The sequence below is a fragment of the Candidatus Deferrimicrobiaceae bacterium genome (genome assembly GCA_036504035.1).
Lineage (GTDB): Bacteria > Desulfobacterota > Deferrimicrobia > Deferrimicrobiales > Deferrimicrobiaceae > JANXPS01.
This window is the reverse complement of the sequence record DASXVV010000006.1, coordinates 144,261-164,419: the sequence shown is the minus strand read 5'-3', so window position 1 is coordinate 164,419 and position 20,159 is coordinate 144,261. Positions and strand designations below refer to the sequence as shown.

Below are 20,159 nucleotides of genomic sequence, written 5' to 3'. Positions count from 1 at the left end.
GCGTGACATTGTTTTATTCCGGGAGGTGATATGGCCGTGATCGGCGACTGGCTCGCTCCGGGCGTCCTGTTGATCCTCGCGTCGACGCTCGCCGCCCTTTCCGGAGTTCCGATGGCGTTCCGGATGACTTCCCCGCGGACGGGGCAGAAGGTGGCCGCGTTCATGATGGGCGCGGCGGCGGCGATCGGTGCGGGCGGGAGCGTCTCGGCGCTTCTCCTTCGCCGGACCGAGACCTTCGAATTTTCCTGGACGCTGCCCTTCGGCCCCTGCGAATTCGGCGTCGATCCCCTCTCGGCGCTCTTCCTCCTGCCCATCTTCATCGTTCCCGCGTGCTGCGCCTTCTACGCGCTCGACTACCGGCCCGCGGACGCCTATCCCCGCTCCGCGGCGAAGCTCACCTTCTTCTTCGGCCTGCTCACGTCGGCCATGGCGTGGGTGGCGATGGCGCGCAACGGGGTCCTCTTCCTCATCGCCTGGGAGATCATGGCGCTCGCCGCCTGGCTGGTCCTGTCCACCGAGGACGAGAAGGAGGAGGTCCGGGAGGCAAGCGCCCTCTACCTGATCACGACGCACATCGGAACGCTCGCGCTCTTCGCCTTCTTCCCGCTGCTCTTCCAAGCGACGGGGAGCTACCTTTTCCCGGCCGCGGGCTCGGTGCCGGCGGACGGCGTCGCGCCGGCCTGGCTCTTCCTCGCCGCCCTGTTCGGTTTCGGGATGAAGATGGGCATGATGCCGCTGCACATCTGGCTCCCCTCGGCGCACGCGTCCGCCCCCAGTCACGTCTCGGCGGTCATGTCGGGTGTCGTCCTGAAGGTCGGGGTCTACGGGTTCGTCCGGGCCATGTCGTTCTTCGCCGGCATCCCGCTCTGGTGGGGGATCGCGGTCCTTCTGCTCGGCATCGTCTCGGCGGTGGCCGGCGTGGCGTTCGCGATCGGGCAGCACGACCTCAAGCGGCTCCTGGCCTACCACAGCATCGAGAATATCGGGATCATCCTCCTGGGCCTCGGCGGGTCGCTGATCGGGCGGGCGACGCATAACGGGCCGCTCATGGTCCTCGGGATGGCGGGCGCGCTGCTCCACGTGCTCAACCACGCGACGTTCAAGGGGCTGCTGTTCCTCGGGGCGGGCTCCGTCATCCACGCGGCCGGGACCCGGGAGATCGACCGGATGGGGGGGCTCTCCCGGCGCCTGCCGCGCACCGCGATCCTTTTCCTGGTGGGCGCTGCGGCGATCTGCGGGCTGCCGCCGCTCAACGGCTTCGTCAGCGAGCTGCTGGTCTATCTCGGCCTGTTCGCCGGTGCCACGGGCAAGCACACGTCCGCCGCCGCCTTCACTGCGCTCGCGGTGCCGTCGCTCGCGCTGACGGGGGGGCTGGCGCTGGCCTGTTTCGTCAAGGTTTACGGGGTCGTGTTCTTGGGGACGCCGCGCGTCGCTCTCCCGGAGGAGGCCCACGGGGAAGGCCGATGGATGGTCGGGGCGATGTCGGTGCTCGCCCTGGTTTGCGTCGCGATCGGGCTGGCGCCGGTCCTGTTGGGCGGACTCCTCGATGCGGCTGTCGCGGCGTCCGTCCCTTCCGCAGACGCGGCGGGGATCTCCCCGTCCGGCCTGGCGCCGCTCGGGTGGATCACCGCGCTCGACCTTGCACTGGCGGCCGGTTGCGTCGGGGCGACGCTCCTGTTCCTGTCGCGGACGAAGGCGGCCGCGTCCCCGTTGGCGCCGACCTGGGGGTGCGCCTACCTCCGGCCGACGCCCCGGATCCAGTACACGGCCTCGTCCTTCGCCGACATGATCGTCTCGCTGTTCAGGGGAATCCTGCGGCCGCACCGGCGGGAGCCGGAGCTCGGGAGGCTATTGCCCGGGGCCGGGCGGTTCGAGATCCACGTGCCCGAGGCGGTGCTCGATCTGGCGTATCTGCCGTTCCTGGCGCGCGCGAACGAAAGACTGTCGGTCCTGCGCGGCCTGCAGCACGGCCGGCTGCACCTCTACATCCTTTACATGGTGTTTACCTTGGCGGCGCTGCTGGCCTGGTCGATGTGATCCCTGCTTCGAGCGTCGCGACGGTCCCGAGAATCTTCGCCGGGTCGTACGGGCCCGAAAGGACCGCCTTGAAAGCCGGGTTGCGCAGGACGAAGGCCAGCCGCGACAGCAGGTGCAGGTGGCACTTCACGGTCGGGCTCGCCAGCGTGAACAGGATGTGCACCGGTTTCCCGTCGAGCGCCTGAAAGTCGATCGGCTTCGCCAGGAAGCACAGGGCGATGAACGGCGTCGCCTGGTTGAGCAGGATCGGGTTGCGGACGTGGGGGATGGCGATCCCGTCGCCGATCGCGGTCGATCCGAGCGCCTCGCGGGCGAGCAGCACCTGGAGCAGGAAGCCGGCGTCGACCTTGGGCGGCAGCGGCAGCAGGCCGACCACGCTCCGGAGGACCGCCTGCCGGTCGTCCCCGGGAACGTCCCGATGGATTCCCCCCCTCTCGAGGGCGGCAAGCAGGGTGGGCAGCGGCCGCGATTCCTCGGCGTCCGCGGCCGCGAACAGCTCCGACGGCACCTTGATGCCCTTGTCGGTGGCCCATTCGAGCAGTTCCATCCGGTTGATCTCGAACTGCCCCTCGATCTGCGAGGCGGGGAGACCCCCTTTCCGGATCCACCGGAGGACTTCCTTCTCGGATACGTCGAACAGGCGTGCCGTTTCTTCTATATTGATGAGCATGATTCAATCATCACGACCCCCGGGCCGGAAGTCAACAAGGACCGCCCGGTGTCATCCCAGCCAGCGCTCCCGCCACATCGAGAACATGAGCAGCGCCCAGATCCGGTACATGTGGTTGGTCCGCCCGCTCATATGTTCGTCGACCAGCCGCGAGACGCCTTCCGGCCGGAGGAACCCTTCCTTGCGGATCCGCTCGGGGGACAGATGCTCCTCGACCAGCGGGCGAAGCTCGTTCCGAAGCCAGCGGTCGACGGGAATGCCGAATCCCATCTTGGGCCGCTCGAGCAGCTCCCTCGGGACGAGGTCGTAAAGGACCCGCCGGAGCAGGTGCTTCGCGCCGAACGCCCCGACCTTCATCGAAAGCGGAAGCCTTGCGGCGAACTCGACGATCCGGTGGTCCAGCAGCGGCACGCGGGCTTCGAGCGAGCATGCCATGGATGCCCGGTCGACCTTCGTCAGGATGTCGTCGACGAGGTAGGTGCGGATGTCGGTCGCCATGGCCCGGTCGAGCGGGTTCGAGAGGCGCGGGTCGCGGAACGTCGAGAAGTAGCCGAGCCCGGAATCGTCCGCGACGTGCGCGAGCAGGTCGGGCAGCAGGTCGTGGCCGACGATCGCGACCGCGTGGAAATAGAATCGGGCGAGGTCGCCCTCCCGGAGGCTCGCCGCCGCCTTTTGCACCCGGTGGCTCGGCACGCGCGACAGGAGCGCGGCCAGCGGCTTCCGGATCGGCGCCGGCAGCCGGTGCGCCCGGGACCCCTGCCGCACCCAGTCGTACCGCGGGTATCCGCAGAACAGCTCGTCGCCGCCGTCGCCCGAGAGGCTGACCGTGACGTGCTCCCGCGTGAATGACGACACGAGCATCGTCGGGATCGCCGAGGAATCGGCGAACGGCTCGTCATAGTGCTCGGGAATCTTCCGGATGAGCGACAGCGCCTCCGATGCCGTGCAGATCTTCGCGTGGTGCTCGGTCCCGAGGTGGTTCGCGACGGCGCGGGCGTAGCCGGATTCGTCGTACCCCTTCTCGTCGAAGCCGATCGAGAAGGTCTTCACCGGCCGGGAGGACTCCCGCTGCATCAGCGCGACGACGAGCGAGGAATCGATCCCGCCCGACAGGAATGCGCCCAGCGGCACGTCGCTGATCATCCGGTAGCGGATCGAGGAGGACAGCAGCCCCTTGAGCTCATCGAGGTACTCCTCTTCCCGGCGCGGGGCGCCGGAGACTCCCCAGTGGTCGAGCAGATCCCAGTAGCGACGCTCGGCCCGGCTGCCGTCCGGCCCGATCTCGACGATGACGCCCGGCGGCACTTTGCGCGCGTCGCGGAAGATCGAGAACGGGATGGGGACGTACTGGAACTCGAGGAAATATTGCAGGGCGTCGCGGTCGACCTCCCGCGAGAAGGCGGGACACGCCATGATCCCCTTGAGCTCGGAGGAAAACAGCGTCAGCCCCGGCGCGTGCGCCAGGTAGAGCGGCTTGATGCCGAGCCGGTCGCGCACGAGCGAGAGCGTGCCTTTTTGCTCGTCCCACAGGGCGAAGGCGAACATGCCGATGAAGCGGGAGACGGCTGCGTCGAGCCCCCACTCGGCGATGGCCGCCAGCATGACCTCGGTGTCGGAGTCGCTCCGGAAGGCGTGGCCCAGCCCTTTGAGCTCCGAGCGGATCTCCCGGTAGTTGAAGACCTCCCCATTGAACGAGATCGCGAACCGGCCGTCGGCGGTCGTCATCGGCTGGGCGCCCGCCGGGGTGAGGTCGAGGATCGCGAGCCGGCGGTGGGCCAGGCCGGCCCGCCCGTCCGGCGACAGCCATTCCCCCGAGCCGTCCGGCCCCCGGTGCGCCAACGTCCCGCCCATCGTGGCGAGCAGCTCCCGCCCGGGCCGCTCCGTCCCCTTGGCCAGGAAGCCCGCTATTCCGCACATGTGCCGTTCCCCTCCATGAGCGCGTCGTAGATCGCGGTCATCCCGCCGACCATCCGTTCGATCGAGAAGCGCTCGCGTGTCGCCCTGCACCCCGCTTCGCCCATCGTCGCGCGCATGCCGGCATCGGCGAGCAGCGTCACCATCGCGTCGGCCAGCCGCCCCGCGTCGCGGGGGGGAGCGAGCAAACCCGTCACCCCGTCCTCGACGGCTTCGGGATTGCCGCCGACGGCGAAAGCCGCGACCGGCAGACCGGCGGCCATCGCTTCGAGGATCGCGTTGGAGAAGCCCTCCTCCCGCGACGGGTGGACGAACAGGTCGGCCGCCCGCAGGAAGTCGGGGACATCCGCGCGGTCGCCCGGGAAGAGGAAGCGGTCGGCGAAGCCGGATGCGTCCGCCTGTCGCCGCGTCTCGGCCAGTGTTCCGGCGTCGCGGCCGACGAGGACGAACCGGGTCTCGGGAAAGCGCGCGAGCACGGCCGGCGCCGCCGCCATCAGCTCCGCGTGCCCCTTGTAGGGATAGAAGTTGGAGACGGCGAGCACAACGCGCGCCTCGGCCGGGATGCCTTCGCGCTCCCGGAACGCGGCCCGCGCCGCCGGGGCAAAAGGCGCGATCGGAGCCACGCCGTTGTAGACCTTGCGGAATTTTCCCTGCCAGCCGGATTCGGTGCGCTCGACATCGGCCCGGACGGCGTCGGAGTTGACGAGCACGACGTCGGCCAGCCGGTTCCCGACCGGCTCGACCCGGCGCAACAGCGGATAGCGCGCCTTGTAGTCGCACAGCGCCCGCTTGCTGACGATCACCCGCGGGACGCCCGCGAGGCGTGCGGCGACAGGGCCGATCACGTTCGCGGCGGGCAGGTAGCAGTGCACGATGTCGGGCCGTGTTTTTCGGAAGATCCGGGTGAGCCGCGCGATGGTCCGCAGCTGCTCGAGCGGGCCGATCCGGAAGCGGCGCCCGTGCCGTGGATCGCCGAAGACGGTGACCGGCATCAATTCCGAGAACTCCGGGTGCAGCCACCCTCCGCCCGCCGTCGTGAAGAGCGACAGCGCGTATCGCTCCTGCGGCAGCGACCGGGCGAGCGCCAGAACGTGCCGCTCGGTCCCGCCGGACTCGACGTTGGGGAGGATGTAGGCGATCTTCGTGGGCTCTCGGGTCGGCATGCTCGTTGGAGTGTCCCCCATCCGGTTCGCCGGCGTCAACCGGCGCGTCCCGGCGGGTGCGTCCCGCCCTTGCCGCGGCCGGATTGCCCGTTGAGAATCGAGGGGGGTCCTGTAGAATAGGGGATTGATGAAAACCGCTTCCGACGAAAGCATTCCCGTAAAGATCATCGAGCCTTCGCACGGGTGGCGCTGGGCCGATCTCTCCGCTGTCTGGGCCTATCGCGACCTCGTGTCCGTCCTCGTCCTCCGCGACATCAAGGTGCGCTACAAGCAGACGCTCCTGGGCAGCGCCTGGGTTCTTCTCCGGCCGCTCGGGACCATGCTGATCTACACGCTGGTCTTCGGAATGATGGTCCGCGTTCCTTCCGAGGGGCATCCATACGCCATCTTCGTCTTCTCCGCCCTGCTCCCCTGGGGCTTTTTCTCGGGCGTGGCCCTGACATCGGCCAATTCCCTCATCGCCTCGGCTCCCCTGATCAGCAAGGTGTACTTCCCGCGGATCGTCATTCCCCTGGCCATCGCGATCGGGGGGCTGGTCGACCTCTTCGTGTCGCTGGCGTTCCTGCTGCTCGTGATGCCGTTCTTCGGGGCGGGATGGAGCGCGAGCCTGTGCTGGCTTCCGCTGCTCATCCTGGCGGTCTCCGTGACATCGCTGGGGGTCGGAACCCTATTTTCCGCATTGACGGTTTCACACCGGGATTTCGGCAACCTGGTCGGCTACCTTGTCCAGGTCTGGCTTTACGTGACGCCGGTGATCTATCCGTCGACGCTGGTGCCCCCCCGCTGGCGCTTTCTCCTGTCGGTCAATCCGCTGGCTGCGCAGGTCGAAGGGTTTCGGGCCGCGATCCTCGGGACGCCGCTCGACGTCCGGGCCCTCGCGCTCTCCTTCGTCGTCTCGTTCGCAATCCTGGTTTTGGGAATCGCCTGGTTTGGCCGGATGGAGCGTCGTTTTGCCGACATCCTCTGATTTCCTGGCGGATCCGAAGTGGTGAGGATGCCCGCGATCAAGGTCGAACGGCTTTCCAAGGAATACCGCATCGGGGCGCCCGCGGCAGGGAACCGCTTCCAGGCGCTCGACGGGCTGACCTTCGAGGTGCCGGCGGGAGAGACGCTGGGGATCATCGGCCGAAACGGCGCCGGAAAATCGACGCTGCTCAAGATCCTGTCCGGCATCACCGACCCGACTGCCGGGCGGGTCGAAATGCGGGGGCGGGTCTGCAGCCTGCTCGAGGTGGGTACCGGTTTCCATCCCGAACTGACGGGCAGGGAAAACATCTTCCTGAACGGAACGCTGCTGGGGATGAGAAAGGCCGAGATCCGCCGGAAGTTCGACGCCATCGTCGACTTTTCCGAGATCGGGAAGTTCATCGATACCCCCGTCAAGCACTACTCCTCCGGGATGTACGTTCGCCTGGCCTTCTCCGTCGCGGCTCACCTCGAACCCGAGATCCTGATCGTCGACGAGGTGCTTGCCGTGGGCGACGCCCGCTTCCAGGCGAAATGCGTCGGGCGAATCGGCGAGATCGGCCAGGAAGGGCGGACGGTCCTGGTCGTCAGCCACAACCTTCAGCTGATTCGATCGCTCTGCAATCGCGTCATCTGGCTGAACGACGGAAAGATCGCATTCGAAGGGGATGCGAATGGCGCCATCGTCGCCTATTCCAACAGCTTCTCGAAGGTTGAGGACGACCTGGCCTGGCCGGACGACGATTCCGCACCGGGAAATGACTGCGTCCGTTTGCTGGGGGCGCGCGTCGTGCCGGAGGACGGGTCCCCGGCGGACGCGATGACCATCCGGGTTCCCTTCCTGCTCGAGTTCGCGTTCAGGGTGCTGGTTCCGTTCCAGTCCTTCTACGTTTCCATCCACTTCAAGTCGGCGGGCGGGGATGTCGTGTTCCGTTCGGGGGATCGCGCGGCACCGATCGCCCCCGGGCGTTACCGGAGCGTCTGCCACATTCCGGCGGACCTGCTGAACGGCGGCAAGTTCACGGTCGACCTGTTCTTCATGCGGGACGGCAATACGGTGTTGTTCAAACAGGAAAGGCCCATCATGTTCAACGTTTTCGATTCGGAACCCGAACCCGGCGATTACGTGGGCGGGCATCCCGGGTTTGTCCGCCCGCTTCTGCGCTGGCAGACAGGCAAGGCGGAGTGATGCGGATCGCCTACGTCACGCCGGAATACGTCACCGAGCGCAGTTTTTCCGGCGGCTTGGCCAACTACGTGCACCGCCTGTCCCTTTCCTTGATCGGCATGGGGCACGAGCCGGTCGTTTTCGTGCCGGCCGACCGCGATGAACGACTTGTGCACGACGGGATCGAAGTGCACCGGGTCGCTACCAAGAGCACGATCCCCTGGGCGGGGCTCCTGAACCGCATCACGCTTCGACGCCACTACAGCGCGATCTGGATGTTGAAGCGGAGCCAGTGCTTGTGCGGCCGGGTGAAAAATGAACACCGAAGGGCGCCGTTTTCGATCGTCCAGTTCCCGCACCTGGGCGGGCTTTCGCTTTTTCGCCCCCGCGGAATTCCCGCCGTCGTTCGCCTTTCCAGCTATTCGCCGCTTTGGGCAAAATTCGGGGAATACGACTCGATGCCGATGCCTGTCCTGCACGATCAGCAATGGCTGGAACGGCAAGGCCTCCTGCGGGCCGACGGCATCTTCGGGCCCTGCGGCTTCGTGGGTGCGGTGGTCGAGAAGGATCTCGGACGTCCGGTCACGGTCATCGAGACGCCGTTCGTCATGGATACGGAGCGGACCGACGACTCCGTATACCGCGAGCTGCTTCAGGGAAGGCCGTATCTGTTGTTCGTAGGTCGTTTCAGCATTGCGAAGGGCATGATCACGATCGCCGACGCCCTCCCCGAACTGCTGGGCAGGCATCCCGATCTGCTGGTCGTCCTGGTCGGACGCGAGCAGGGGGGATACAAGGGCGCCTCCGTCATCGACCACCTGTGGCAGAAGGCGGGACCGCATCGGGGACGGGTGCTCTTTCTCGGGGACATGAGGCATGACCTGCTGTACCCCGTGATGAAACACGCCGCGGCGGTCCTCATCCCTTCGCTTGTCGAGAATTTCCCGAATGTCTGCCTGGAAGCGATGGCGCAGCGCTGCGTGATCCTCGGAACCCGGGGCACCAGCCTCGAGCAACTGCTGACGGATGGCGAGAGCGGCCTGTTGTTCGAGGCGGGAAATCCGGCGGCGCTTGCGGTTGCCGTCGAGCGTGCCCTCGCCCTGACCGGTGAAGCCCGGGCGGCGATGGGCGAGAAATCAGGGGAACGGCTTCAGACACTTCGCCCCGAACGGGTCGTCGAAAAACTGCTTGCGTATTACCAGAGCGTGATAGACCGGGCCGGCGCCGGAAAAGACGGGGGAGCGATACGATGACCGAGGCTTCAGGGGGACGGCGGGGCGCCGACACGTTTGCGTTCGGCAGAAACTGGGAGCGATTCGTCGAGAAGAATTTCAGTGACGAACGGGTCGAAATCTCCCGGAAGCATCTGCTCGATTTTCTCGAAATGCCCGACCTCAAGGGAAAATACTTTCTCGACGTCGGCTGCGGCAGCGGGATTCACTCGCTGGCGGCATTCCGCTCCGGGGCGGCGCGCATCGTCAGCTTCGACATCGATTCGTTTTCGGTCAAGACCACGGAGCGGCTTCGCGCGATGGCCGGCAACCCGCCACACTGGCAGGTGCTCTCCGGCTCCGTCCTCGACAAGGCGTTCGTCGACGGGCTCGAACCCGCGGACATCGTCTATTCCTGGGGCGTCTTGCACCACACCGGATCGCTGTGGGAGGCCGTCCGCAATACGGCCGGACGGATCGCGCCGGGCGGTCTCTTCTACCTCGCCTTGTACGAGAAGACGGCCGACTCCGCCTACTGGATCGCGACGAAGCAGAAGTACAACCGGTCCTCGCAAACCACCAGGTGGAAGATGGAGGTGGCGTCCGTCTACCGAAACTACTTCCTTGGGAGATCGACAAGGCAGAGACTTTCCGCGCTCAAGGAGATCTTGACCTACAAGCGCAATCGCGGGATGGCCTTCTGGACCGACGTCCGCGACTGGGTGGGCGGATGGCCGTACGAGCCGTCCACGCCGCAGGAAGTGACCGAGTTCGTCGCGGGGCTCGGCTTGTCGATGCGGAAGGTGAAGACGGGCGAGGCCAACGTCGAGTACCTGGTCGCCAGGGAAGGCGGCTGAGGCGCAAAGCCCATGTGCGGCATCTTCGGAGTCGTCTACGCGGATCCCGCCCGGGAGGCCGAACCGGCCCTGCTCGAGCGGATGGCCGCGGTCCTGCACCACCGGGGGCCGGATCACACCGGCGTCTGGACGCGCGGTAACGTCGGGTTGGGGCACACGCGGCTGTCGATCATCGACCTCTCTCCAAGCGGCGCCCAGCCGATGACAAACGAGGACGGCTCCGTCCGGGTCACCTTCAACGGGGAGATCTACAACTACCGGGAGCTGCGGAAATGGCTCGTCGGGCGCGGCCACGCCTTCCGCTCGAACACCGACACCGAGGTGCTCGTCCATCTCTGGGAAGAGCACGGTCCCAGCTGCGTCGATTCCCTGCGCGGGATGTTCGCCTTCGCGGTCTGGGACGATCGCCGGAAGGCGTTGTTCCTCGCGCGCGACCGGGCCGGAAAGAAACCGCTCTTTTATGCCGCCCTTCCCGACCGGTTCCTCTTCGCATCCGAGATCAAGGCGATCCTGCAGGATCCCGCCTTCCGTGCCGAGCCCGATATTGCGTCGATCCATCACTATCTCGCCTACCAGTCCGTGCCCGCCCCATATTGCGCCTTCAAGGGAATCCGGAAGCTTTCGCCTGCGCACCGGCTCCTGATCCGGGGGAACGCGGGGACGCCGGAGCGCTACTGGAAGCTTTCCTACGCGGACAAGATCCGGGTCGAAGGGGAGAAGGGGCTCGCGTCGCTTCGGGAAGAGATCGTCGAGCGGTTGCGTGAATCGGTGCGGATCCGGCTGATGAGCGACGTCCCGCTGGGCGCCTTCCTGTCGGGCGGGCTCGATTCCTCCCTCGTGACGGCGTTGATGGCCGGGCTGACGAATGCGCCCGTGAAGACGTTCTCGATCGGTTTCGACGAACCCGAATACGACGAACTCCCGTACGCCCGGATGGTGGCGAAACGGTACGGGACCGAGCACCACGAATTCGTGGTCAGGCCGGATGCCCGGTCGATCTTTCCCGAGCTGGTCTGGCACTACAACGAGCCGTTCGCCGACTCGTCCGCGATTCCGACCTGGTACGTCTGCAAGCTGGCGCGGCGCCATGTCACGGTCGTGCTGAACGGCGACGGGGGCGACGAAAACTTCGCCGGATATCCCCGCTACGGGAACGAGGGCGACTACGCCCTGCGCGGCGGTCTGCGCGCCGCGCTTTCCGGCTGGTTCGGTCCCCGGGGGAAGCTGGCGCTGTTCTCGGGACCGGCGAGCCGCATGGGGGAGACTGTCCGGCGTTTGTCGGCGCTTACGCAGCGGCGCCTCCTCTACTATCGGCGGATCACCCACTTCAGCGAGTATTACAAGGCCGACCTGTACACGCCGGAAATGAAGACCGCGACCCGAGGCCTCTTCTCGGTCGACCTGATGCTCGACCGGTACCGGGCGGCGGCGGGAGCCGATTTCCTGGACGCGACGATGGGGCTCGACTTCGACCAGTACCTCCCCGACACGCTGATGCCGAAGGTCGACATCGCTTCGATGGCGCACTCGCTCGAGGCGCGCTCGCCGTTTCTCGATCACGAATTCATGGAATTCGCGGCCCGGATCCCGTCCGGCCTGAAGCTGGCGGACGGCGTGGGCAAGCGCATCCTGAAGGCGGCCTCCGAGCCGTTGCTGCCGCACGAGGTCATCTACCGGAAGAAGATGGGGTTCGGCGTTCCCGTGGATCATTGGTTCCGCAACGAGCTGAAGGACATGACGCGCGACATCCTGCTGTCGCCGCGCGCCACGAGCCGGGGCTATTTCCGGAAGGCGTACGTAGAATCCATGCTCGACCGGCATCAGCGGGGCGAGAACTGGCAATACCTGATCTGGAACCTGCTCATGCTCGAGATGTGGCACCTGATGTTCATCGACCGCACGATGTCTCCTCCCGTGGCCGGAACCCCATGAAGCGCCTGTTGCGGGGAGCGGCGATGCTGGCGGTCGCCGCCGCGGCCTGTCGATTCGCGGCGGACATCCCGGTCCTCCGGGAGTTGATCCTCGGGTACGGGCGCCGGCTTCCCGCGCTGCTCATCCTCCTGGCGTCGGCCGGGGCGTTCGCGGCGGCGCTCCAGGGCGTCCTTTCCCGTGCGGGTTTCCCGGACAGGAGGATTGCCCCTTCCCATGGCGGGTGGATGAGGGACGCCGAGTTCCCCCTCGTGCTGACCGCCTGCATGGTGCCGCTGCTGGCCTGCTGGCTCGACGCGAGGTCGGGCGACGCAATCCTGTCGGGCCTGCTGCCGGTGTCCGACGCCCGGGATTATTACAAGGGCGCAATCGAGCTCCTCCGGTCGGGAAAGCTGGGCGACTGGAGTCTCCGGCGTCCCCTGAACGCTTCACTCCTTGCCGTTCGCCTCGCGCTATCGGGCGGCGGCATCCGGGGGGCGCTGGTCATCCAGGCGATGCTCCTCGGGACGTCGCTGTTTCTCCTGTCCCGCGCGGTGCGCCGGGACCTGGGCTGGCCGAGCGGCCTGGCGGTGTTCGTTTTCCCGTTCATCTTTGCCCAGGTCTACCTCCACTTGTGCCTGTCGGAAATTCTCGGCCTGACGCTTGGGGCGCTGGGGTTTTCGCTGCTGTGGGAAGCGGCCAGGCGGGGAGACATCCCTTTGCTGTCGGTCGGCGCATTCGCCGAGACGGCGGCGCTCCATGCGCGCGCGGGTCCGTTCCTGATGCTGCCGGCGCTGGCGCTGTGGGCCCTCGCGGCCTGGGACGGCGGGCGGCGGGCCCGGGTCGCGGCGGCCGGCGCGATCATCCTGGGCTTCGCGGCGGCCACCCTGTTCAACGTCGGGCTTGCGGCGTTTCACGGGGGCCGTCCCGGGAACGGCCACGGCAATTTCTATTTCACGCTTTACGGAATTTCAACCGGCGACCCCGGCTGGCGGAGGGTGTACGACGATTACCCCCAAATATGGAAAATGCGCGATGCGGAATCGAACGCCTTCATCCGGGAAAAGACCATCGCGCAAATCCGGAGGCACCCGGGAAAGCTGGTCGAAGGACTCGCCGCGGGTTGGGGGAACTTCCTGTCCCGCCTTCCGGAATTCGCCGGGCGGTTCGCAAGCGATTTCCCCGTCCAGGGGCGCAGTTGGTTCTACTTCCCGCTGCTGCTGGCGGGACTGCCCGTCTACCTCTGGCGATTCGGTTTGCGCCGGGAAACGACGATGGTCCTGTCGCTGTCCGCGGGAGTCCTCGCATCGGTGCCCGTTTTATGGGTCGACGGCGGAACGCGCGTCTTTGCGGTGGCGGTCCCGATCCTTGCGATGTTGCCGGCATTCGCGCTGGCAGGGTTGCGTCCGCGGGACGGCCTGTACCCGGAAACGCGCGGCAGTGCTCCGACGGAAGGATTCCGCTGCGGGCCCGCTGTCGCACTGCTTTCGGTCCTGATGGTTTCCGCGGTGATAGGACCGCCCGTTGCCCGCACCATCTTCCCGATGAATCCTCCAGCCCCGCGGCCTTCCGGTTTCGACCCGTCGCTGGCCGTCATCCGCACCGATGCGCCATCGATTCGTCTGCTGCCGTCCGCCACTTCGCGGGGGACCTTCGTTCCCGAGATCGACCGAGGGGATTTCATGGTCAACCTGATGCGGTACGGAAACCGGGAGCTCCGCCGGATTCCCGAGCGCGGGGCGCTGGTGCTCGCCCGCGACTGGAACCCGGGGCCATTCGTCGGGCGATACATCCTGGTCGTCGGCCCGGGCGAGATCGCGTCTGGGCGCCCGGGATATGTCCTTGTCAAGGGGGCGTATGCCGAGGGGCCGGGCGTACTGACCGTCTCCGAGTGGCACCCCGTGGAGTCGCTCCGGTGAAGGAAATCGGACGTCCCGGTGCGGTGGCACTCCTGTTTGCGATCGCTCTTCTTGCCGGCCTCCTGTTCACGGCTGCGTATCCGATTCCTCCCGTCCAGAGCGACGCCGAAGGATACCTTGCCCTGGCCCGGAACGTCGCCGCCGGCCACGGCTTCTCGCAGGACGGGGTGACGCCGGCGATCTATCGCCCGCCTCTTTTTTCCGCGCTACTGGGCGGCTGGTTCTTCCTGACCGGAACCGCGTCCGTGGAATCCGCCGCCTGTTTCCAGTCGCTTCTCCATGCCGGAGGCGTCACTGCCGCCTTCTTCCTGTTCCTCGAGCTGGTCCCGATCGGCTGGGCCTTCTGCGGGGCGCTGTTTCTCGCCCTCAACCCGGTGCTTTTCACCCGGGTCGTTTTCGTCCTTCAGGAACCGACGCTCATCCTGGCGACGACGCTCGCCGTGCTGGCGTCGATCCGGCTGATCCGGGCTCCGTCCGGGCCGAAGGCGGCCTGGGCCGGGTTGGCGTGGGGGATCTGCATCCTGGGGAAGACGGTCGCCGCGTTCGCGCCGCTGCTGCTGCTGGCCATGCGGTGGCTCCCGGCTTCGTTCCGTCCGAACCTTCCTCGGCGCGAGGCGCTGATCCTGCTCCTGGCTGCGGCGATCGCGGTGGCGCCCTGGACGATCCGCAACGCAGCCCGCTTCGGCCGCTTCATTCCGGTGAACGGGCAGGGGCAGGGGATGCTCATTTGGAACGTGCTGCAGACGAAGGTGGCGGGCGACCCGGAGCGGGAGCCGCTGATATCGGCGCTTCGTCAGGACGGGGGCCGGAAGGCCGAAACGAGGGAACGCCTTTGGCAATTCCTCCGTCGCCATCCGCGCGAGTTCCTGCTGGAACGGACGCTCCGGAACGCCATCCACTTCGCGGCCCCGCCGCGCGACTGGTGGATTTCCCGCGGACTGGTCCGCCCGGGGGAACGCCGTCCGGTCTTCTGGACGCTTTCCCTGCTGTTCTGGGTTCCGCCATACGCGGCGCTTCTGTTCTCGACGCTGTCGGCGGCCAGGAGACGGGCGGCGCCCCCCGGTCTTTGCTTCCTGATGCTTTTCTACTGGGGATACTGGGTGGAACACGCGATCGTCTGGGGCGACCCGCGATTCGGCCTGGCGGTTTATCCCGTGCTGCTGTCGATCACTTTGTCGGCGATGGTTTCCGCACAACGGCGTGACCGATGAAGAAACTTCTGATCTTCATTGTCTGCTATCACGCCGAACGTTTCATCGAGGGCGTCCTCGAACGGATCCCGGCATCCGTCTGGGAGACCGACAAGTTCGAGACCGAAATCCTGGTGATCGACGACCAGTCGACCGACCGGACCTTCCAGACGGTCCATGCCTATGCCCGGAAGCATGAAAAGCAGCGGATCACCCTGCTGTACAACCCCGTCAACCAGGGATACGGCGGCAACCAGAAGATCGGCTATCACTATGCGGTCGAGAAGGGATTCGACGCGGTCCTGCTGCTGCACGGGGATGGCCAGTACCCTCCGGAACATTTGTTCGAAATGGTGGAGCCGATCATGGACGGCGATGCGGATGTCGTTCTGGGTTCGCGCATGATCCGGAAGCTCGATGCGTTGAAGGGAGGCATGCCGCTGTACAAGTGGCTGGGGAACCAGCTGCTGACCGCGATCCAGAACTGCCTGCTCGGCTGCTCCCTCTCGGAATTCCATACCGGCTATCGCGCCTACAGCGTCAAGGCGCTGGCGCAGCTTCCCTTCGAGCTGAATTCGAACTACTTCGATTACGACACCGACATCATCATCCAAATGCTGGATACCGGGCGGCGCATCCAGGAAATCCCGATTCCGACGTTTTACGGCGACGAGATCTCACGGGTCAACGGCATCAAGTACGCCGCGAAAATCACATGGACGACCTTGATGTCGCGGATCATGCGGCTCGGGATCTTCTACCACCCGAAATTCGATTACCACGCCGGCAACAGCCGGTACGAGGGCAAGTTCGGCTACCCGAGCTCCCACGAATTCGCGATCGGGCATCTCGAGCCGGGCTGGACCGTCCTCGATGTCGGTTGCGGTCCCGGCATCATGGCCCGCGCCCTCGCCGAACGCGACATCCGGACGGTCTCCGTCGACGTGCGCATCCCCGACTCCGCCAGGGAATGCTCCGCCATCGCCATCGAGGCCGATATCGAGAGCTACGATTTTGCCGACATGGAGACGCCGGTGCAGGCCATCCTGCTGCTCGATATCCTCGAACACCTGAAATCGCCCGAATCGCTGGTCTGCCGCCTGCGCGAGTCTTTCGGCGACCGGCGCCCACGGGTGATCGCCACCACCGGGAACATCGCGTTCTTCGTGTCGCGGATGGCCTTGAGCTTCGGGATTTTCAATTATGGGCCGCGCGGCATCCTCGACCTGGATCACACGCGTCTCTTCACCTTCGGGTCATTTCGCCGGCTGTTCGAAATGCACGGCTACGACGTCCTCGAAGTCGAAGGGATTCCGGTGCCGTTCCCGCTGGCTCTGGGGAATACCCGCCTGGCGCGATGTTTCCTGGCGCTCAATCGCGCGCTGATCCGGTTGTCGAAGCCGTTCTTCTCCTACCAGATCGCGATGGTGGCCAGGCCGCGGCCGACCTTGAAGCAACTGCTAAAGGATGCCGAGCAGAAGAGCGAAACAATCATGTCGGAAATGGGGTGACCCGCGGGGCGCAATGGCTGGAAAATCGCTGAAATTCCTGAATTCGCTGGCCGTCAAACCCGGGAGGGCGCTCCTGCTGGTCATGCTCTGGCCCTTCGTCTTCTTCGCCCCGCATTTCCTCCCGATAGACCCCGATCGCATGTTCCTGCGCCTCGGAAACGATTTCGACGTCCTGTACTACAATTACAAGGTCTATCTCCTCGATTTCCTGAGCCGGGGGCATTTGCCGCTCTGGTCGCCCGCGGAAGGGGCGGGGTTCCCGTTCCTGGCCAGCCCCTTCACGCAGTCCCTCTATCCCTTCAACCTGCCCCTGGCCCTCTTCTACCGTGCGATGGGGGGCTACTCCGCGTGGGACCATCACGTGTACACCATTGCCGGCGTTGCCATTTTCGCCGTCGGACTGCTGCTTTGGCTGCGGCTCTTTCCGTTGTCTCCCCGTGCGGTGCTGTTCAGCGCGCTTCTCGTCCCGGTCAGCTTCAGAATGTCCGAAATCCTGCGATTCCCGAATGCCGTCCATACGGCCGCCTGGTATCCGTGGATCCTGTATGCGGTGACCCGGATCTTCCTCTCGCGCACCCGGCGGGCAATGATCCGTCCCTCGCTCGTGCTCGCCTTCGCGATGATCTGCTTCATCACCGCGGGCTACCTGTACTATGTCTATTACGCCATCTTCCTTTTCATCCCGTACATGCTGCTGTTGTGGCTCCCGAAGCTTCGCAAGGCATTCCTGCCGGCAGCCTGTCCCCCCTGCCGGGCTTCGGCGGCAGCGACGGTCGTTGCCGTCGTCCTGCCCGTCCTGCTCCTTTCGCCATATCTTCGACAGGTCGCCCGCATGCTGGTGCAGACCACCGATCGGGGCGGCAACAGCTACCAGTACTCGACCGCTCATGTGTTTTTTCTGCCGGATACCCTCGGTTCGCTCGTGTTCCCTCCGCTGGCCCAGACGGAGGGGTGGTATTTCTTCGGCATCACCGGAGTCCTGATCATCCTCCTTTTCCTGTCGATGCCGGGAAAGAGGCCCATCAAGTTCGCGCTGCTTTCCTGGTTTGCGGTGATCACGTACATCACCTACGGGAGGCATTCGCTGCTCTTCGGCGTCCTGTGGGGGTATTTCCCCGGCTTTTCCAGCCTCCGCGTCTGGGGAAGGATGAATATCATCCTTCTGCCGGGCATCGCCCTGCTCTTGGGATTCGCCCTCACCGCCCTCGAAGGCCTGCTGACCGAACCGGATCCGGTCGCAAGGAACGCCGGGTGCCGCCGCGCCATGTGGGGCATCGGCATCGTCTACGCCCTGATCCTCGCGGTGCAATCCGTGACCTGTCTCGAGGGTTGGTATGACGCATACTGGCTGAAATATTTCGGGAAGGTCGAATATCCCGAAGTCTGGTTCATCCTGACCGGTGTCCTGGCGATGATGGCCCTCCGAATGCTTTTCCGTTCCGGCGCACGTCGTCCGTTGACCGCGGAACAGCTCGGAGGATGGTTTGCCGTGCTCCTCGCGATCTCCCTCCTCGAAATCGCCTACATCGGTCTGACGACCTGGAGTTTCTACGCTCCCCGCCATATGGCGGCCATGCGCCGGGAACTCCGGATCGTGGATCGCGTCCTGCCGGCGGCGATGACCACGCCGCGCACGAACCGGTACAATTCCATCGTGTTGGGTGCCGACCAGTCCGTGGGGGTCGTGGATAACTGGTATTACCAGCGGTACATCTCTTTTCGCAAGCGATACGACGTCTCGCGCCCGGCCACGCGGTACCTCCTCGGCATGGTGGACGGCCGGCGACTCTTCGTGTCGCGGTCGATCGTCCAGCGGGATACCGATGAATTCGTGGCCGACGTCCGGCAATTGCCGCAGAAAATCGAGGTCGTTTCCTATGACGGAGACACGCTGGTCGTCCGTGTCGCATCGCCCGTCGACGGCTTCCTGAGCTTCATCGACAACTGGGATGACGGCTGGGTCGCGACGGTGGACGACAAGCAAACACCGATCGACCTTCTTTTCGGGACCTTCAAATCGGTGCCGATCGGTCACGGCACGCACACGGTCGCGTTCCGGTATCGGCCCTTCGGGGACGGATTGACCGGGATGATTACCGGGGGTTTCGGGGCTTTGGCGCGAACACGAGCACCAGCAGCAGGTCGACCGGCGCCAGCGCCGGGTGGCGCGCCGCCCGGTTGAGGAGCGCGGACAAGACCGGCACCCGCTTTGGGAGCAGGAGGCGCCCCAGTGCGGAGGCCGTCTCAAAGCCGGCATCCGAGGCCATCGCCTTCAGCGTCGCGGCGGGCAGCCACCGGTGCTCGCCCTCGGGCATCTTCAGCCCGAGCCGCTCCGCGAGGTGGAGCACCGGCGCCCAGAGCGGGTTGATGCACGTCACGATTACCCGCGATCCTTCGTGGCAGCAGCGTCGGGCGGAGCGGAACATCGCCGGAACGTCGGACAGGTGCTCGATGACGTCGGGCACGATCACGAAGTCGAACGTCTCGCCCGGGTCGAACCGCTCGGCGTCTGCAGTGACGAACTTGAGGCCGGGAAACTTGGCCGCGGCAATCCCGACCATTCGCTCCGAGATGTCGATCCCCACCCCGCGCCGCGGGCGCAGCGAGGCGAGCAGCGTCCCGGTGCCGCATCCCACCTCGAGAACCGACGCCCCCTCGGGGATGAATTCCCCATAGATGCCCGCCAGCGCCGAATAGTAGTAGGACGCCTTCCGTTTCCAGTCGTCGTAGTCGTCCGCGAGGGTGTCGAAATGCTGCCGGACCCCGTCCTTGGCCTGCGCTGCTCCGGTCCCGGGGCGCGATGCGTTCCCACGCTTTTGGTACGCCAAGACCGCGCCCAGCGCCATTATTGCGAGGGGGATCACGAACTGCCCGGAGGCGGCGAGCCGCTCGGCCCTGCCGGGCCGCTGCCCCTTGACGGAGAAGCCGGTCTGCGCGGGGTAGACGATGTAACGGACCGGCCCCGAAAAGATGCGTGCGACCCGATTCCCATATTCTTCCCCGCCCCTGGCCGCATAGGCGGCCCGCACGGCGTCCGGATGCGACCGCATCCATTCGACGCTCGCGACCGATCCCGCATCGTCGCGCAAACGGACTTCCATGTCGGGATCGAAGGCGTGCCATCCCCCGTCGTACTGCGCCTCCATGAGCGCGTGGCCTTCCAGGAAAGCGTGCCGGGCCGGGATCCCGGCCTTTTCCGCCAGCCGGTAAAGCAGGAACGAGGTCTCGTCGCAGAGGGCGGAATGCCCGAGCCTCAGGAGGGTGTCGGGATCCTCGATATGGAGGTTCCCTTTCCGGTAGCGCCCCGCAACGCGGAACAGCCAGTTGCCGAAGAAGTTGTATTCGGAAAGCGCGCCGTGCGTGAACCGCTCGGAGACGACTTCATCCAGGATGAGCATCCTTTTTTCGGGCGGCAGAGTCGCCAGCGGGACGGAGGCGCGTGATTCCGCTTCCCGGTAAAGGGCGTCCAGCGTGTTCGTGCGCGCGGCCAACGCCGGGGAAAACCGCTCGCCCTGGACGGGGGGGCAGCTCGGATATCTTCCCAGCCCGGTCCAGCGGCCGAGGAGGGCCGTCGCGAGCAGCGCCGTCCCGAGGACCAGGAGCGCGATCCCGGCGGACCGGCGGAATTGCAACCCGGCCATCGGT

Annotated in this window: 14 protein-coding genes; 10 read left to right on the top strand and 4 right to left on the bottom strand. The window is 66.0% G+C overall.

Annotated elements, in window-relative coordinates; genetic code table 11:
- Positions 1 to 30: 30 nt before the first annotated feature.
- Positions 31 to 2,037, top strand: a complete 2,007-nt coding sequence (locus VGK27_02065) for a proton-conducting transporter membrane subunit (GenBank protein HEY3488890.1) — start codon at positions 31 to 33, stop codon at positions 2,035 to 2,037.
- On the opposite strand, the gene VGK27_02060 is transcribed toward VGK27_02065, so the two are convergent.
- From VGK27_02060 to VGK27_02050, 3 genes are read right to left on the bottom strand one after another with little or no spacing between them, the layout of a single operon-like run.
- Positions 2,003 to 2,707, bottom strand: coding sequence for a PTS sugar transporter subunit IIA (locus tag VGK27_02060; GenBank protein HEY3488889.1), 705 nt, complete (start codon positions 2,705 to 2,707; stop codon positions 2,003 to 2,005). The genes VGK27_02065 and VGK27_02060 overlap by 35 nt on opposite strands.
- Positions 2,708 to 2,758: 51 nt before the next feature.
- On the bottom strand, positions 2,759 to 4,624 hold the full coding sequence (gene asnB / locus VGK27_02055; GenBank protein HEY3488888.1) for an asparagine synthase (glutamine-hydrolyzing): 1,866 nt from the start codon (positions 4,622 to 4,624) through the stop codon (positions 2,759 to 2,761).
- Complete coding sequence (locus tag VGK27_02050) at positions 4,612 to 5,784, bottom strand: glycosyltransferase (GenBank protein ID HEY3488887.1); 1,173 nt, start codon at positions 5,782 to 5,784, stop codon at positions 4,612 to 4,614. Before VGK27_02050 ends, asnB (VGK27_02055) begins: the two co-directional genes overlap by 13 nt.
- 127 nt (positions 5,785 to 5,911) lie before the next feature.
- Between VGK27_02050 and VGK27_02045 the strand changes: the two genes are divergently transcribed.
- The 9 genes from VGK27_02045 to VGK27_02005 are packed head-to-tail and all read left to right on the top strand — an operon-like array spanning position 5,912 to position 18,696.
- Positions 5,912 to 6,751, top strand: coding sequence for an ABC transporter permease (locus VGK27_02045; protein ID HEY3488886.1), 840 nt, complete (start codon positions 5,912 to 5,914; stop codon positions 6,749 to 6,751).
- A gap of 27 nt (positions 6,752 to 6,778) precedes the next feature.
- Positions 6,779 to 7,939 (top strand): ABC transporter ATP-binding protein, encoded by a 1,161-nt coding sequence (locus VGK27_02040; protein ID HEY3488885.1) that lies wholly within the window; start codon positions 6,779 to 6,781, stop codon positions 7,937 to 7,939.
- Complete coding sequence (locus VGK27_02035) at positions 7,939 to 9,171, top strand: glycosyltransferase family 4 protein (GenBank protein HEY3488884.1); 1,233 nt, start codon at positions 7,939 to 7,941, stop codon at positions 9,169 to 9,171. The genes VGK27_02040 and VGK27_02035 overlap by 1 nt, the downstream gene beginning before the upstream one ends.
- The gene (locus VGK27_02030) at positions 9,168 to 9,986 is read left to right on the top strand and encodes a class I SAM-dependent methyltransferase (GenBank protein ID HEY3488883.1); all 819 of its coding nucleotides are present in this window, start codon (positions 9,168 to 9,170) and stop codon (positions 9,984 to 9,986) included. Before VGK27_02035 ends, VGK27_02030 begins: the two co-directional genes overlap by 4 nt.
- A gap of 12 nt (positions 9,987 to 9,998) precedes the next feature.
- Positions 9,999 to 11,918, top strand: coding sequence for an asparagine synthase (glutamine-hydrolyzing) (gene asnB / locus VGK27_02025; protein ID HEY3488882.1), 1,920 nt, complete (start codon positions 9,999 to 10,001; stop codon positions 11,916 to 11,918).
- The gene (locus tag VGK27_02020; GenBank protein HEY3488881.1) at positions 11,915 to 13,813 is read left to right on the top strand and encodes a hypothetical protein; all 1,899 of its coding nucleotides are present in this window, start codon (positions 11,915 to 11,917) and stop codon (positions 13,811 to 13,813) included. The genes asnB (VGK27_02025) and VGK27_02020 overlap by 4 nt, the downstream gene beginning before the upstream one ends.
- Entirely contained in the window at positions 13,810 to 15,024 is a 1,215-nt protein-coding gene (locus tag VGK27_02015) for a hypothetical protein (protein ID HEY3488880.1), read from the top strand. Before VGK27_02020 ends, VGK27_02015 begins: the two co-directional genes overlap by 4 nt.
- Positions 15,021 to 16,514: a glycosyltransferase gene (locus tag VGK27_02010; GenBank protein ID HEY3488879.1), complete on the top strand. Its 1,494-nt coding sequence runs from the start codon at positions 15,021 to 15,023 to the stop codon at positions 16,512 to 16,514. The genes VGK27_02015 and VGK27_02010 overlap by 4 nt, the downstream gene beginning before the upstream one ends.
- A gap of 13 nt (positions 16,515 to 16,527) precedes the next feature.
- Positions 16,528 to 18,696, top strand: a complete 2,169-nt coding sequence (locus tag VGK27_02005) for a hypothetical protein (protein HEY3488878.1) — start codon at positions 16,528 to 16,530, stop codon at positions 18,694 to 18,696.
- Here the strand turns inward: VGK27_02005 and VGK27_02000 are convergent.
- Entirely contained in the window at positions 18,608 to 20,155 is a 1,548-nt protein-coding gene (locus VGK27_02000; GenBank protein ID HEY3488877.1) for a class I SAM-dependent methyltransferase, read from the bottom strand. The genes VGK27_02005 and VGK27_02000 overlap by 89 nt on opposite strands.
- Positions 20,156 to 20,159: the final 4 nt, after the last annotated feature.